This is a genomic window from Pantoea sp. UBA4549 (assembly GCF_002387285.1).
Taxonomy (GTDB): domain Bacteria; phylum Pseudomonadota; class Gammaproteobacteria; order Enterobacterales; family Enterobacteriaceae; genus Pantoea; species Pantoea borealis.
Genome location: NZ_DGLH01000009.1, coordinates 84,183 through 96,157, shown reverse-complemented (window position 1 = coordinate 96,157; position 11,975 = coordinate 84,183). Strand labels below are relative to the sequence as shown.

Here is an 11,975-nt window from a genome sequence, read left to right as displayed (position 1 = left end):
GACTACGATTTACTGCGCCTGCAGCTGCTTTGCAGGCGCATCAAGCCGCTCGCTGAGGATGACATACTTCATCATTTCAAAGGTGCGCTGCGTCATCGGAACCGCGCTGCAGGGACGAAACCAGCCAAACTGCCGCTGATAGAACCATACCTCCGGGTAGCGCTCACCATCTTTCACCCAGTAATATCCATCTTTCATAAGCCTGCTCGCCTCTGTTTCAGCACTGACATTTACCGCCGCTGTTCACGGCATCTGTAAGTGTAGCAGCTGTCGTTCTGTTCGCGGTAAAGCGGAGCGACTCCCGATAGCAACAGCAAACGATCAGGCTGCCATTACCGGTTACCGTCCCGCGCCTGTTTTGCTGGCAGCCAGTTCAGAATGCGGAAATAAATCTGGTTATTAACGCGCTCTTCGTTTCAGAAAAAACAACAGGAATACCGGGTTCATTGTCCTGACAACTTTGTATGAAATAGATTTTGTTTTGCATGAAAAGAGGATGATCATATTCAGCAGTAAATCTGCTATGAATTATATTCAGCCCTGGAGTTTTGTTTTCTATTACTCAGCAGCGTATTACGCGGTTAATTATACAGCTGTAAAGCTCATTTACTGTTTCAGTCCCGAGCGGGCTTAGCCAGTCAGATAAAAAGGCGCCTGATAACGCCATACATAACACCTGAAGTTATACATGATTTCTCCATTCGTATAAGTTACGCTTTATCAATTTGTGCGGTCAGATGAGATCGTACTTTTTATTTCAAACGTGCATAATTTCAGTGCTCCCGATTTTGTCTCGCCTATCATCAGCTTAATCAGCCCTGAGCCTTCTCTTTTGTTTAAAATTAAAGCAAAACGCAACGCCTTTTCGTTACGGGAATTAAAACACCAGACGCTTCTATACAACCAGCGCAAACCTGTACAACTTTGATGAGCTGTACAACTTAGCCTGACTCCGTGTAAAGTGTGAAATCGATTTCGGCCGTTAAATGTAAACCTGGCAGTGAAAGCCGAAGCCTGTCTGGCACGGCATTGCTGTTAATCGGAAAGCGCAGGCAGGCTGACCGTTAACCCCCGGATAACAGGCTTCTGCTGTGCTGCACCTGGTAATGAAATTCAGACTGATAATGAACAGGAGCCGTATTCTGGTTAATGCAGATACGTATGTTGTGCATAGCCAGAGGATATTCGGCACCTCACAAGGTAAGTTGTAAAATAAGCGAAGCGGTAAACAAGATTGATTATCGACTTTACCTGATACATCATTTTGCGGAAATTTAAGAAGGCGTGCCTTCATTCATTTCTGGAGAGCACTAATGGAAACGGGTTTTTACTGGGTGGGTAGCAGAACAACTGAGCCAGAGGTCTGGTTCTGGGATGCGGGGCGCGGCTTTTACCGGCCCATGGAGCCAATACCTCTTTCTCTGGCGCGCTTTAAATCCGCGGGCTTTGTGCTTCTCAGCGAGAAACTGACGCCTCCTGAAGAGCACTGACGGCACATTTTTCTGTAGAGAATGGCGCGCAGTGCTGTTAAGCGTAGCGCAGCTGAACTATAGTCCTCGCAGGAGGATAAGACGATGCAGGAAGGCTATTACTGGGTGGAATCAGCCACAACGGAACCGGAAGTGTGGTATTACGCGGGAGAGCACAACCCGCGATGGTTTGGCCCAGGCAAAAAAGAGCCGCTTGATGCTGACGCCTTTGCCGGATCAGGCTATCGGGTTATCAGTGGCCGGCTTTCGCTGCCCTGACTGTCTGCACATAATCAGACGGCTGCTCAGCGCAATAAAAAAGCCAGACCGGGGTGCTGGCTTTTTTATTGCTGTACAAATGTACCCACGCGATGCCTCCTTTCTTCTTCTGTATACCTTTTGTTCAGACGCTCTATTAATTTTGTTCTCCCCCTGCTCCCCGGCGAAACCTGTGCCATGCTTAACGGGTCGATTGACTTCAAGGAGAGTGACATGAATAAAATTACATGGGCTGCTGTGATGCTGTGTCTGAGCTTTGGCGCTTACGCTGAAAAAGGGGGATTTGAAGCGGGTGAAACGCCGCCGCCGCAGCATAAAGAAGATGCAGGCTATAAAGGATCAGAAGATACCGGTCAGACGCGCGTGTCGCTGATCCGCGATTTCCGTCAGGGCGGATACGTAACCCTTGAAGGGTACATCCTCAAAAAGATCGGTGATAACAGCTATCAGTTCCGCGACAGCTCAGGCACCGTGCGTATTGATGCACCTGCTGAGACCTTTAAAGGTAAAACCTATGATGCCACCGACAAAATCCGCGTCAGCGGTAAAGTCTATGGCAAAGGCAACAGTGCGCACCTGAAAGTTTCCCGTATTGATGAGCCCTGATATCAGGCTGAAAAATTATTGCCGATCGTCACGATCGGCAGTGTTTTATCAGGCGCTGATTTGCCGGTAATACTGTACTGCAGTGTTTTTTCTGCTCTTTACCCGATAACGCGCGTGATTGATAACGGTGATCCATGAAGGATGAGCCGTATTGCGGCTACAGTTATCGAGGATCGCCAGCAGCTCACCCCACATCTCGATTTGCTCCGTTTTATCAACGGTCATCCCCTCTTTCATCGTCTGAATAACCGCATCGACCTGGTGTTTTACGTCGCTAAGATCTTTTCCTGTCTGGTGAGCGGCAGCAAGTTTACGAATCGCCAAAGCGTACAGATTGATACTGACCTGTTGTGAGTGCATGCGCACCTCTGTTGATTATTGGTCTGAGCATTAAAAGTAGCCTGACTTACAGATTTCGCGCTGCGTTTAGCAAAATAAAATGGGTGAAAACCCGCTCCCGGCCTCTGCCGGATTAACCGCGCATAAAATTTCTCTTTCAGCGCGGTTCGCGTGAAGATTGTGCGCTTTGTTCCGCACTGCACTAACGTCCTGCTTATAAAGGAAATGATCGATCCAAAAAATAGCGCGCTTATTTTGATGCATATCATTTACACGTACGACCACACAAAAGAGCGCTGCGCGAGTTGTACAACTACGAAAATCTTGTATAAGTTTATTGCAGCGCGGAGAGCATACGCTTTTGCCACCGCCAGACAATAACATGTGTGATTTCTCTTTTTGTGAGGCTTAATATGAAACAGCTTGCTACCCCGGAGTCTCAGCTCAGCGACTACTTTAAAACTACCGGTGAACAGTATCTGAGTGAACGTGTGATCATCTCTGAAATCCGGCTTGAACTGACCACACGCAAGATTCGCGTGACGAACAAAGATATCATTCTGGCCCTGATCATGCGGCTTGAAGCGGAACAGGATATTGTGAAACAGGATATCTACCGCAACGCGCTGGAAATTGTGATCCAGCGTACGCCTGAAGATATGGGTAACTGAATGTCAAAGCCGGGTAATTGAAACAGGGATGTTATTTCGCGACCGGCAAATCGGCGTAACGCGTCGTGTAAGACGGGGACAACATTTCCCGCTTCATCGCCCAGGGTTTCGCGATCCCCTGCCCTGCAAACCACAGTTGCCCCCTGCCTTCCTGGTTGACCTTATCCATTACCTGCATCAGGGCTGCGCTGTTTGCGCGCGGCTGGAACTCATCAAACAGGTTAAGCTGCGCCACGCCCTGGCTAAAAAAATCGCCCAGCATGACGCCCGCTTTCATATATCTCCGGCCTTCAAGCCAGATACGATCCAGCGCGTCTGTCGCCACGCGGATAATATCCCGGCTGTCGTGAGTCGGGATAGCCAGCCTGCCCAGCGCCTGATTGCCGTAAAATACCTCATCGTCGGCGTGCGGACTGGTGCGGATAAACACCGCTATCTGCCGGCAATACTGGCGTTCTGCTCTGAGCTTTTCAGCGGCCCGTACTGCAAAATTGCAGACCGCCTCGCGCATATCACGATATTCAGTAATGCGTGAACCAAAGGAGCGTGAGCACACTATCTGCTGTTTGTCAGGCGCTAACGCTTCCAGCTCAAGGCAGGATTCACCACGCAGCTCTCTGACCGTGCGTTCCAGCACCACGCTGAAGTGCTTACGGATAACCCAGGTGCTTTGATCAGCCAGATCCTTAGCCGTGATCACGCCCATCGCGTTCAGTTTTTTACTGAGACGCCGGCCCACTCCCCATACCTCTTCTACCGGCACCAGTGCCATGAGTCTGCGCTGCCGTTCTGCATCTGACAGATCCACCACCCCGCCGGTTTTGGTCCATTTTTTAGCTGCATAGTTAGCCAGTTTTGCCAGCGTTTTAGTCTGAGCAATACCCACCCCTGTGAGCAGGTGCATCTCCTGGTATATCCGCTGCTGGATCGCTCTGCCATAGGTTTCCAGCGATGTGTAGCGCTGCATCCCGGTCAGATCCATAAATGCTTCATCAATCGAGTAGATTTCAACGGCTGTCGCCATCTCCTCCAGCGTGGTCATCACCCGGTCACTCATATCGGCATAAAGCGCATAATTAGAGCTGAACACCCGCACATTGTGACGCGTCAGTTCATCTTTCATTTTAAAATAGGGCGCGCCCATTTTGATACCCAGCTTTCTGGCCTCAGCCGACCGGGCGATCACGCAGCCATCGTTGTTACTCAGCACCACAACCGGCGCGCCTTTCAGATCCGGCCGGAATATCTTTTCACACGACGCATAGAACGCGTTAACGTCCACCAGCGCGAACATCTATGGGCCTATCGTCTTAATGGCATGTCTGACCACACCAAAAATTTCAAACTGATCGGCGTCCTCAATTGCAATGATCGCATGCGCCGCATTCATGGGCCTGAGATGCAGAAACGGGCGCAGCATAAGCTGTTTAACTGTAAATTCACCACAGACTGAAGCGACTACCACATCACCGTGTCCGGCTTTGATTGAGCTGTCTACTACCAGCATATCGCCGTCGTTGATGCCCCCTTCAATCATTGAGTCACCGCTGACCTTAATGAAATATGTCGCGCTGGGATGCTGTACAAGCAACCTGTTCAGGTCGATTCGCTGCTCAACGTAGTCCTGAGCCGGCGACGGAAAACCGCAGGGAACGCGGCTGACATAAAGCGGTAATTCAAGGATGGCGCGGATGTCCGCCGGGTGTAAAAGCTCCATATCCATGGTCTCAAAATGATTACTGTATATAAATACAGTAATAGCAGTTCCCGTAAACGATCAAGCAAATACGCCTGATGTTTTTGTAAAGCCTGTGCAGATAAGACAAATTGAGTGAATTACAGGCGCAAATTGATGAATGTTCGCGCGGCTTACTCTTCAGCGCGCGTGCCAGTCACAAAATGAGCGCCGTGCTGAAAACGTTATTAACATATTCACAATTTGCATAATTGGGGATTTTTTCCAGGCTTATCAGGTAACCCTAACCGAGGAGAAGATATGTTGGATCAATACAAACAGTGCATTGAAGCCTGCTACCTCTGTGCAGCCGCCTGTGATAACTGTGCCGTTTCATGTCTTGAAGAGGAAAATCCGGAGATGATGCGGGAGTGTATCCGGATGGATATGCAGTGTGCGAATATCTGCCGTCTCGCCGCACAGTTTATGACGCTGAAGAGTGAGTTTGCGCCCGCGCTCTGCCAGCTTTGTGCAGAGATTTGCCAGAAATGTGGCGATGAGTGTGGTCAGCACCAGCACGATCACTGCCAGGCATGCGCGAAAGCCTGCCATCACTGCGCGGAACTGTGCCGCCAGATGGCCGCATAATCGCGAAGCCTGAAAACCCGCTTACCGGCGGGTTTTGAGATGCGCCTCACTAAAGCGACACTATTCAGCAGCGCTGCCGCTATCAGGCAAGTTAGTCAGCAACGGCGTTTGCTGACTGATGACAGATATCCTTTGCGCTGCCCTTTATGGTTGCCTCTCTAATGCAAATTTGTTCATTTTTGATGCAGGAGCTTTTATCCGGCGAATGCATGCCAGAGATTATTTTGCCTGAGCTGCCAATGAGCACCTATGGTCTTATCAGCTATTGCAGACCTTTAACCAGGGCTTTTTGTTCCCGGCATCTCCAGTAAAACTAAATCAATTATCTGCTCTTAAACGCGCTCTATGCAGTGCATAAAAGCGTTAATATAACTATGCCCGCCATCTTTCTATTCCAGGCCGATAACGTGAATAACATCTTCCCGCGTCACTGCGCCGCTCTTTATTAACCCTCTGGAAATCTGACGTAATTTGTCATCCTATCCATTTCTTAATCACGCCTGATATATTCAGGAGCATATGTGCCTTTTATAAGCTGCAACCTGGTAGAAATCTGAAGTCCGGATATGCCCCATCGCTGTCCCACATTAAATCCACACAGCAAATAAAAAATTTAAAATCAAATAGTTAAAACAAGTAAACCTGCATATTCATAATATCCCTTGGCAGTTTTTAGCATGTGAGTTGTTTTAGGCTGATTCACGTTTTATCAAAGGTATACCGCAAGGCACGTTTTACCCGTCGGGTGAATATGAGGTGCTTTGCGGTATTTTTTTGTGCTACATGTGTTACCAGAACAGAACTGATTTATGGCGCCCTGGAATCGTCATACACATGCCTTACCTCGCACGTCACCTTCCCCAGCACGATGACATCATTCAGTGGCTCACCTTCTATCACCTCGCCCTCTTCTGTCACCAGGCTGTAGCGGTACATCTTCCCCAGTCCTGAATAGCCGTTCCACTGATACGCAATCCTGTTACCGGGTTTTACCTTTGCAGCTGAGTCGACCAGCAGGAAGCCGTCCGGGATATCGACACGGAACGTTGTGGCCGGATTTGGGATGAATACTGAGTTGAGGCTGAGGCGCGGCTGTATGTAGTCCTGCGCCGGTGAAGGGAACCCCATCAGAGGCCACCGTTAGGGTTGAACCGGAACCACGTCATATTCTCACCCTCCTGCGTTGAGGCATCGCGGAAGGTGGTTGTATGGCTCCGTATCCAGTCGTTGGCTGCTTTGAGCGCGAAGTGCCAGTTAACGCGCTCCAGCTCCTCTACGAAGTCGGCAGTGGTAACGGTGCTGCGGCCTGATGGCTCGCGCTTAATGGAGCTGATGAATGCTTCTTTTATCTGGTACTCGCGTGGCATGATAAAATCCTCCTCTGATAATTACTGTATATATACAGCAATATCAATCGGTGGATCTGAGCAAGATGCGCCAGGGGTATTTTTTGCGAACCTTTTGGCTGGTATGGATATTTATTTGCTGCAGACGGCGTGAGTGGTTACTGTTTAGGCTCCCACACCGTAGCCTGCTCAGATCGGCGCGGTACAGGATTGCCCCGTCGCCGGGGCTTTTTTATGATTATAAAAAATGAAATCAAACCTAGCGTCAGGCTCTCGCTTGATTGTTGCAAGAAGCAGAATGTGATATTTTTTGAATTAAGACACTTTATCCTTTTAGCGTATGGCAACCACTGATAAACTTATGAACAACAATGAACGAATAACAATAATAGATTCTTTGAAAGGTTTTGCTATTTTTTTGGTGTGCTGGGGTCACTCTATTCAATTCCTTGATAAGAGAGGCGACTCTTTCTTTAACAACCCTTTCTTTATTTTTATTTATAGTTTTCACATGCCACTTTTTATGATGATTAGTGGCTATCTATTTTTCTACAGCCTCAGAAGAAGCAACTCTGTCATTTCCTCATGGAAAAAAATACTTCAATTAATTTTACCTTCTGTTTCTTGGTTCATTCTTGAGTCTATTATTATAAATAGGGACATAAACATACCAAACATTAAGTATGGTGCCGTATTCCCTTTTTGGTTTTTATCCTCATTGTTTTTATCCTGCGTTGCGATGGCTATGTCTTATGCTATATCAAAAGATAAGCCTTGGGCGCCTTTCTTAATTCTATTCTTTTCCTCTCTTTTTTTTGGTGACTCATGGAATATGGATAGAACTAAATTTCTTGCACCATACTTCCTCATAGGCTTTTGCGCTCATTACTTTACAGAAATAATTGCTAGTTATAAACACAGGTTAGGATTACTTTCTTTAGCTACATGGTTTGCAATGCTTTTATTTTGGGATAAATCATTTTATATATACATAACAAAAATGAGATTCCATGGAGTTGAATTTTGGCACCAGCTATATATAGTTGTTTATAGGTATGCAATTGGCTTTTTTGGCTCCATTTCTGCAATATATTTATACTCATACACTTCAAACCTAAGAAGTTTTAGCTCACTCGCATCATATGTCGGACGATTTACGCTACCAATATACATAATTTCAACACTAACGCTTTCGAGGATATCAGGATTCCTTGATATTGGGAGCTATTTTAACAACAAACTAGTTTACAACCTATTGGCTACGCCATTATTTGCCTCTTTGATCATCATTATTTGTATTTCTGCAGCTATTGTTTTGAAGAAAATATCTTTGACAAGGCTATTGTTTTTAGGGGGAAGGTGAATGCTAGGGCCAAGCTTACCTTATCGCCTGGCCCTTTTTAGCTTAAGATACGATGGCTGTGCGGGCCAAGCAATATCATCGGCGATGTTGGCGTCTATACGATTTACAGCCACACGATACTGTTTCCACGCCTTTAAGGAAGACGTTTCCTCATCGGTAGCTTCATCTAAATCCAAGGCGTCCTGGAGTGGCGCGATCACTATAGCTGCCTGAGCTAATAAGTTAGCTTTGGTAGCAATATTATTATCAATTTTTTGCTGATTCTGTGCGGCAAGTTCATCATCAGTCAGGGGGGGATGAATTTTTTCCATCATACAGCCAATCATAAGAAGGTTAATTACCTGCCTTATCCGGTATCAAGGCATATGTAAACCTTCTTCAAATTCCATTGGCGATTCTTCTGGCCCATCCCACGCGATTGTATTAACTACCTTTCCACTATAAATCAATGCGTAGTTAGCCATTATACGTACTCCCAAATAATTACTAAACCGCCTGTACCTGCGCCGCCAGTTCTTGTGGCGCTCGCACCGATATTGATTGCTCCAGCCCCGCCAGCTCCATTGCCGGATGCATCATTTCCGGACGATGATACATTCGTGCCATCGCCACCTTTTCCAAATGGTGATGAGCCACCGGTGCCGGCCAGTGCTCCTCCTGAAACCCTAGGGTTAACTATCACTCCGCGAGGGCCGAGTGAGTTGCCTTGATAAACAGAGTCAATTGGATAAGCAAAGGTTCCTGTCGGGCTACCGGATGTTGTTCCGATTGTATTTGTTGTTGATGCAGCGCCAGCACCTCCACCGGACCCACCCCGTAGACTTATAAGATTTCCAACAGATGTCACTCCGCCTGCGCCGCCAGGGTTGCCCGATGTCCCGCCAGCCCCAGGGGAGCCAATGATCATATTTTTTGCTTGAGCCGTCAAAAGTGGCGCTTTGACATATTCGCCACTCACGCCCCCATTACCGACAGCAGTTTGTCCTGATGAAATATTAATAACAGATCCACCTCCGCCGCCTCCGGAAACAGCCTCTATAATGCACTTTTTTGCGCCTGCAGTTGGGGTATATACGCCACTTGCTGTGAATATCTGAATGTTAATAAGCCTGCCGACAAAACCGTTGGCATCACTTAATCCGAGGCTAAGAAGTCCATTCTTATCATTAATCACTTTCGCCCATTTTGACGATGGCGGAGGGCTGTTAATGTTGTTACTCGCAATAGATGAGTATGCATCTCCATTCCTGACGTATAGAGAGCCAACATAGTATTCCTGTGCTGAATCCCACTCCGGTACACCCATCTGATGCTGATAAGCAATAAATTGACTGAGTATGTACATGGCAGCGTTAAAATCTTCCATGGATGGGTTTTCGGATGGCCCGACAATTCCCCACCCACGCAAGAATGCATCAGTGACCTGCGATGTCAGGTCATCGGCCTGAGATGTACCGCCAAAAAACCGTTCGCTCCCGACCCTGAGCATTTGAGCCGAAAGCGCGCAGGTTTCCTGTATATCGTGCAATCTTAGATATGAATTTTCCTCGAAAAAACAGCCCTGACAGGCGGCATTGAATTTGCTTGCGAACCCTCTGACTGAGGGTTTTTTTGAGAAGCCAAACGTCTGCCCGGGCGTAACCAGATAGTAATAGTCGTATCTGACGCCGGCAGGCTTAGGTAAAAGTCCCAGCCTTACGATCAGGCGCAATTCATCCAGGGATATCTGAGGGGATATATTCAGAGCCAGCGTCATATTCTTTCAGTCTGTGATGTATGCCTCTCCGCTGAAGGCGACCTGAATGATCTCCTGCAGGCTGACTCTTTCATCAGAAGCTATGGTGCCGGACGTGGCGTTTTTGGCGATTTTAACTTTAAGGAACCGTCTGTATTCATTATCACTCAGTTGATAATCGCCATAAGCTGGTAAAAATTCCCTGCAGAACGGTGCCCCCCATATAAGCAAGCCTGCATTTGTTTTTAAAGCCGGCCGAATTGTTATGTATCTCAAAACCAAGCAATACTTTTGCGATCACTGACGGAACGCTTCGTGGCAAGCCTATGATTCAACCGATAATGTCCAGTCTGTCGCCAGTAGCCTTATCAATATCAAAGTTGTCAGGGTTGTGAATGAAGTCGGCAATAATCTGCCACTGCACGGAGAATATCCAGCGCATGCGGCTGGAGCTATTGAAAGGAAGTTACGTATACGGGCGCGGAAAAAATAGGCATGGCAAAGGCAGGTCGGTGGCATACGTCAACACGTGTATGTCAGACCAGTACTCGCTTTTTAAGTTTGCGCATGAAAACGGTTATTGTGTATACCGGATTGCGACATAGCGAACTTTGCGCACTCGCATGGGAGGACATCGACCTGATCAGGGGAACCATCACCGTCAGGCGAAGCCTCACTAACCAGGGAGACTTCACTCTACCGAAAACAGACGCGGGTGTGCGGACCGTGTTTCTGGTCGACTCAGCAATTAGAGCATTGAAGGATCAGCCTGAAATCACCCACATGCGTCCGCCGGCAGTCATCACTCTGTTGTTATGTGAGTATGGGAAAAGCAGTTGAGGCCACATTCGTTTTCAACCCAAAAGCACACGCAATCAGTAATGTCAGCAATGATTACTACACAATTGCTTCCATTCCTCAGACGTGGCGGGCAGCAGTTAAGCGTGCAGGCATAACTTACCGTAAGCCATATTAATCCAGTCACACCTTCGCATGCTGGGCATTGTCTGCAGGCGCAAACCCGAATTACGTCGCCGCGCAAATGGGCCATTCAGATGCGCAGATGGTCTATCGGGTTTATGGTACCTGGATGTCAGAGAACAATACGGATCAGCTATCCCTCATCAACACGAAAATGAACGATCTTGTGCTACATACGTGCTCCGCTAAGGCTGCAGTGTAGTATTTTTATTTATATTCAGCTACTTACGCCGCTAAACCTGCATATTCATAATATCGCTGTACGCACTCACCAGCTTGTTGCGCACCTGAATCCCCATCTGCATAGAGATAGAGGACTTCTGCAGATCAACCATGACGTCGTTAAGCTGCACGCCAGGCTTACCGAGCTCAAAATCCTGCGCCTGCGTGCGGGCGGTGGTCTGGGTTTCACTGATCTTGTCCAGCGCCGCTTTCATCGTGGCACCAAAATCGAGCTGGCCGGAGGAGTGAGTTTCCTTGCCGGCCGCCTGCAGTGAGGTCATCTGCAGCTGCTGCAGCACGCCATCTATTGCCTGAATTGACATCTTTATACCTCGCAGAAAAAGGGAGTGAATTTTTTACGCCTGCAAAGTTAGCACAGTGTCAATAGGACAAAGGCGCTAAATAGCCCCTAAAACCCCGGCTTATTCAGCCATCGAAGTCATGCGATTCATCAATAATGCCTGCCATAAGATTGGAATTTCATTTTTACCCTAAAGTTTTTGCGGCGCGGTCCGAAAGGAAACGCCCGTGCGGGGAGCTCACTTCGTCAGCTACCGCCGGCACTCTAATGGCCAGCAGCGCAATTACCGGGTAGACGTATCAGGGAGTCTGTTTTGTTACCACAACTTACCCGGTCAATT

Annotated in this window: 17 protein-coding genes; 7 read left to right on the top strand and 10 right to left on the bottom strand. The window is 47.8% G+C overall.

Going from position 1 to position 11,975, the window contains the following annotated elements; genetic code table 11:
• Positions 1–9: 9 nt before the first annotated feature.
• Complete coding sequence (locus tag B3041_RS07130; RefSeq protein ID WP_065649034.1) at positions 10–198, bottom strand: hypothetical protein; 189 nt, start codon at positions 196–198, stop codon at positions 10–12.
• 1,115 nt (positions 199–1,313) lie between these two features.
• On the opposite strand from B3041_RS07130, the gene B3041_RS07125 reads away from it, so the two are divergent.
• From B3041_RS07125 to B3041_RS07115, 3 genes are all read left to right on the top strand, one after another.
• On the top strand, positions 1,314–1,490 hold the full coding sequence (locus B3041_RS07125) for a hypothetical protein (RefSeq protein WP_292970875.1): 177 nt from the start codon (positions 1,314–1,316) through the stop codon (positions 1,488–1,490).
• An 84-nt stretch (positions 1,491–1,574) separates the two neighbouring features.
• Entirely contained in the window at positions 1,575–1,748 is a 174-nt protein-coding gene (locus B3041_RS07120; protein ID WP_167350670.1) for a hypothetical protein, read from the top strand.
• A 213-nt stretch (positions 1,749–1,961) separates the two neighbouring features.
• Positions 1,962–2,354 carry a YgiW/YdeI family stress tolerance OB fold protein gene (locus B3041_RS07115; RefSeq protein ID WP_065649033.1) on the top strand — a complete coding sequence of 131 codons (393 nt, stop codon included), beginning with the start codon at positions 1,962–1,964 and terminating at the stop codon, positions 2,352–2,354.
• Between the two features lie 48 nt (positions 2,355–2,402).
• Here the strand turns inward: B3041_RS07115 and B3041_RS07110 are convergent, their stop codons facing one another.
• On the bottom strand, positions 2,403–2,714 hold the full coding sequence (locus tag B3041_RS07110) for a hypothetical protein (RefSeq protein ID WP_139074182.1): 312 nt from the start codon (positions 2,712–2,714) through the stop codon (positions 2,403–2,405).
• A gap of 392 nt (positions 2,715–3,106) precedes the next feature.
• On the opposite strand from B3041_RS07110, the gene B3041_RS07105 reads away from it, so the two are divergent.
• A complete protein-coding gene (locus B3041_RS07105; protein WP_065649031.1) occupies positions 3,107–3,364 on the top strand; it encodes a biofilm development regulator YmgB/AriR family protein in 258 nt (85 codons plus the stop codon).
• 31 nt (positions 3,365–3,395) lie between these two features.
• Here B3041_RS07105 and umuC read toward each other — a convergent pair whose 3' ends face one another.
• A complete protein-coding gene (gene umuC / locus B3041_RS07100) occupies positions 3,396–4,658 on the bottom strand; it encodes a translesion error-prone DNA polymerase V subunit UmuC (protein ID WP_292970865.1) in 1,263 nt (420 codons plus the stop codon).
• Entirely contained in the window at positions 4,659–5,081 is a 423-nt protein-coding gene (umuD, locus tag B3041_RS07095; protein ID WP_292970862.1) for a translesion error-prone DNA polymerase V autoproteolytic subunit, read from the bottom strand.
• Between the two features lie 279 nt (positions 5,082–5,360).
• Between umuD and B3041_RS07090 the strand changes: the two genes are divergently transcribed.
• Positions 5,361–5,687 (top strand): four-helix bundle copper-binding protein, encoded by a 327-nt coding sequence (locus B3041_RS07090; RefSeq protein ID WP_292970859.1) that lies wholly within the window; start codon positions 5,361–5,363, stop codon positions 5,685–5,687.
• Positions 5,688–6,494: 807 nt separating this feature from the next.
• Here B3041_RS07090 and B3041_RS07085 read toward each other — a convergent pair.
• Together B3041_RS07085 and B3041_RS07080 are read right to left on the bottom strand one after the other, a co-directional pair.
• Positions 6,495–6,815 carry a phage repressor protein gene (locus tag B3041_RS07085; protein ID WP_292970856.1) on the bottom strand — a complete coding sequence of 107 codons (321 nt, stop codon included), beginning with the start codon at positions 6,813–6,815 and terminating at the stop codon, positions 6,495–6,497.
• Positions 6,815–7,054 (bottom strand): DNA polymerase V, encoded by a 240-nt coding sequence (locus tag B3041_RS07080; protein WP_292970853.1) that lies wholly within the window; start codon positions 7,052–7,054, stop codon positions 6,815–6,817. Before B3041_RS07080 ends, B3041_RS07085 begins: the two co-directional genes overlap by 1 nt.
• A 340-nt stretch (positions 7,055–7,394) precedes the next feature.
• Here B3041_RS07080 and B3041_RS07075 point away from each other — a divergent pair, with 340 nt between their 5' ends.
• Complete coding sequence (locus B3041_RS07075; protein WP_292970850.1) at positions 7,395–8,396, top strand: acyltransferase family protein; 1,002 nt, start codon at positions 7,395–7,397, stop codon at positions 8,394–8,396.
• A 20-nt stretch (positions 8,397–8,416) separates the two neighbouring features.
• Here B3041_RS07075 and B3041_RS07070 read toward each other — a convergent pair whose 3' ends face one another.
• The 3 genes from B3041_RS07070 to B3041_RS07060 form a co-directional block, all read right to left on the bottom strand.
• Positions 8,417–8,710, bottom strand: coding sequence for a tail fiber assembly protein (locus tag B3041_RS07070; protein WP_292970847.1), 294 nt, complete (start codon positions 8,708–8,710; stop codon positions 8,417–8,419).
• A gap of 149 nt (positions 8,711–8,859) precedes the next feature.
• Positions 8,860–10,152: a hypothetical protein gene (locus B3041_RS07065; protein WP_292970844.1), complete on the bottom strand. Its 1,293-nt coding sequence runs from the start codon at positions 10,150–10,152 to the stop codon at positions 8,860–8,862.
• 6 nt (positions 10,153–10,158) lie between these two features.
• The gene (locus B3041_RS07060; protein ID WP_292972385.1) at positions 10,159–10,362 is read right to left on the bottom strand and encodes a DUF2612 domain-containing protein; all 204 of its coding nucleotides are present in this window, start codon (positions 10,360–10,362) and stop codon (positions 10,159–10,161) included.
• Positions 10,363–10,626: 264 nt separating this feature from the next.
• On the opposite strand from B3041_RS07060, the gene B3041_RS16890 reads away from it, so the two are divergent.
• Entirely contained in the window at positions 10,627–10,971 is a 345-nt protein-coding gene (locus B3041_RS16890) for a tyrosine-type recombinase/integrase (RefSeq protein ID WP_414692366.1), read from the top strand.
• A gap of 374 nt (positions 10,972–11,345) precedes the next feature.
• Here B3041_RS16890 and fliE read toward each other — a convergent pair whose 3' ends face one another.
• The gene (fliE, locus tag B3041_RS07055; RefSeq protein WP_065649020.1) at positions 11,346–11,657 is read right to left on the bottom strand and encodes a flagellar hook-basal body complex protein FliE; all 312 of its coding nucleotides are present in this window, start codon (positions 11,655–11,657) and stop codon (positions 11,346–11,348) included.
• Positions 11,658–11,975: the final 318 nt, after the last annotated feature.

Bases quoted from the DNA above. Each gene is read 5' to 3' on its own strand.
- B3041_RS16890 (WP_414692366.1), top strand. From the start codon at position 10,627: ATGGCAAAGGCAGGTCGGTGGCATACGTCAACACGTGTATGTCAGACC.
- B3041_RS07115 (WP_065649033.1), top strand. From the start codon at position 1,962: ATGAATAAAATTACATGGGCTGCTGTGATGCTGTGTCTGAGCTTTGGC.
- B3041_RS07110 (WP_139074182.1), bottom strand. From the start codon at position 2,714: ATGCACTCACAACAGGTCAGTATCAATCTGTACGCTTTGGCGATTCGT.
- B3041_RS07070 (WP_292970847.1), bottom strand. From the start codon at position 8,710: ATGATGGAAAAAATTCATCCCCCCCTGACTGATGATGAACTTGCCGCA.
- B3041_RS07090 (WP_292970859.1), top strand. From the start codon at position 5,361: ATGTTGGATCAATACAAACAGTGCATTGAAGCCTGCTACCTCTGTGCA.
- B3041_RS07075 (WP_292970850.1), top strand. From the start codon at position 7,395: ATGAACAACAATGAACGAATAACAATAATAGATTCTTTGAAAGGTTTT.
- B3041_RS07120 (WP_167350670.1), top strand. From the start codon at position 1,575: ATGCAGGAAGGCTATTACTGGGTGGAATCAGCCACAACGGAACCGGAA.
- B3041_RS07065 (WP_292970844.1), bottom strand. From the start codon at position 10,152: ATGACGCTGGCTCTGAATATATCCCCTCAGATATCCCTGGATGAATTG.
- B3041_RS07125 (WP_292970875.1), top strand. From the start codon at position 1,314: ATGGAAACGGGTTTTTACTGGGTGGGTAGCAGAACAACTGAGCCAGAG.
- fliE (WP_065649020.1), bottom strand. From the start codon at position 11,657: ATGTCAATTCAGGCAATAGATGGCGTGCTGCAGCAGCTGCAGATGACC.
- umuC (WP_292970865.1), bottom strand. From the start codon at position 4,658: ATGTTCGCGCTGGTGGACGTTAACGCGTTCTATGCGTCGTGTGAAAAG.
- umuD (WP_292970862.1), bottom strand. From the start codon at position 5,081: ATGGAGCTTTTACACCCGGCGGACATCCGCGCCATCCTTGAATTACCG.
- B3041_RS07130 (WP_065649034.1), bottom strand. From the start codon at position 198: ATGAAAGATGGATATTACTGGGTGAAAGATGGTGAGCGCTACCCGGAG.
- B3041_RS07080 (WP_292970853.1), bottom strand. From the start codon at position 7,054: ATGCCACGCGAGTACCAGATAAAAGAAGCATTCATCAGCTCCATTAAG.
- B3041_RS07105 (WP_065649031.1), top strand. From the start codon at position 3,107: ATGAAACAGCTTGCTACCCCGGAGTCTCAGCTCAGCGACTACTTTAAA.
- B3041_RS07085 (WP_292970856.1), bottom strand. From the start codon at position 6,815: ATGGGGTTCCCTTCACCGGCGCAGGACTACATACAGCCGCGCCTCAGC.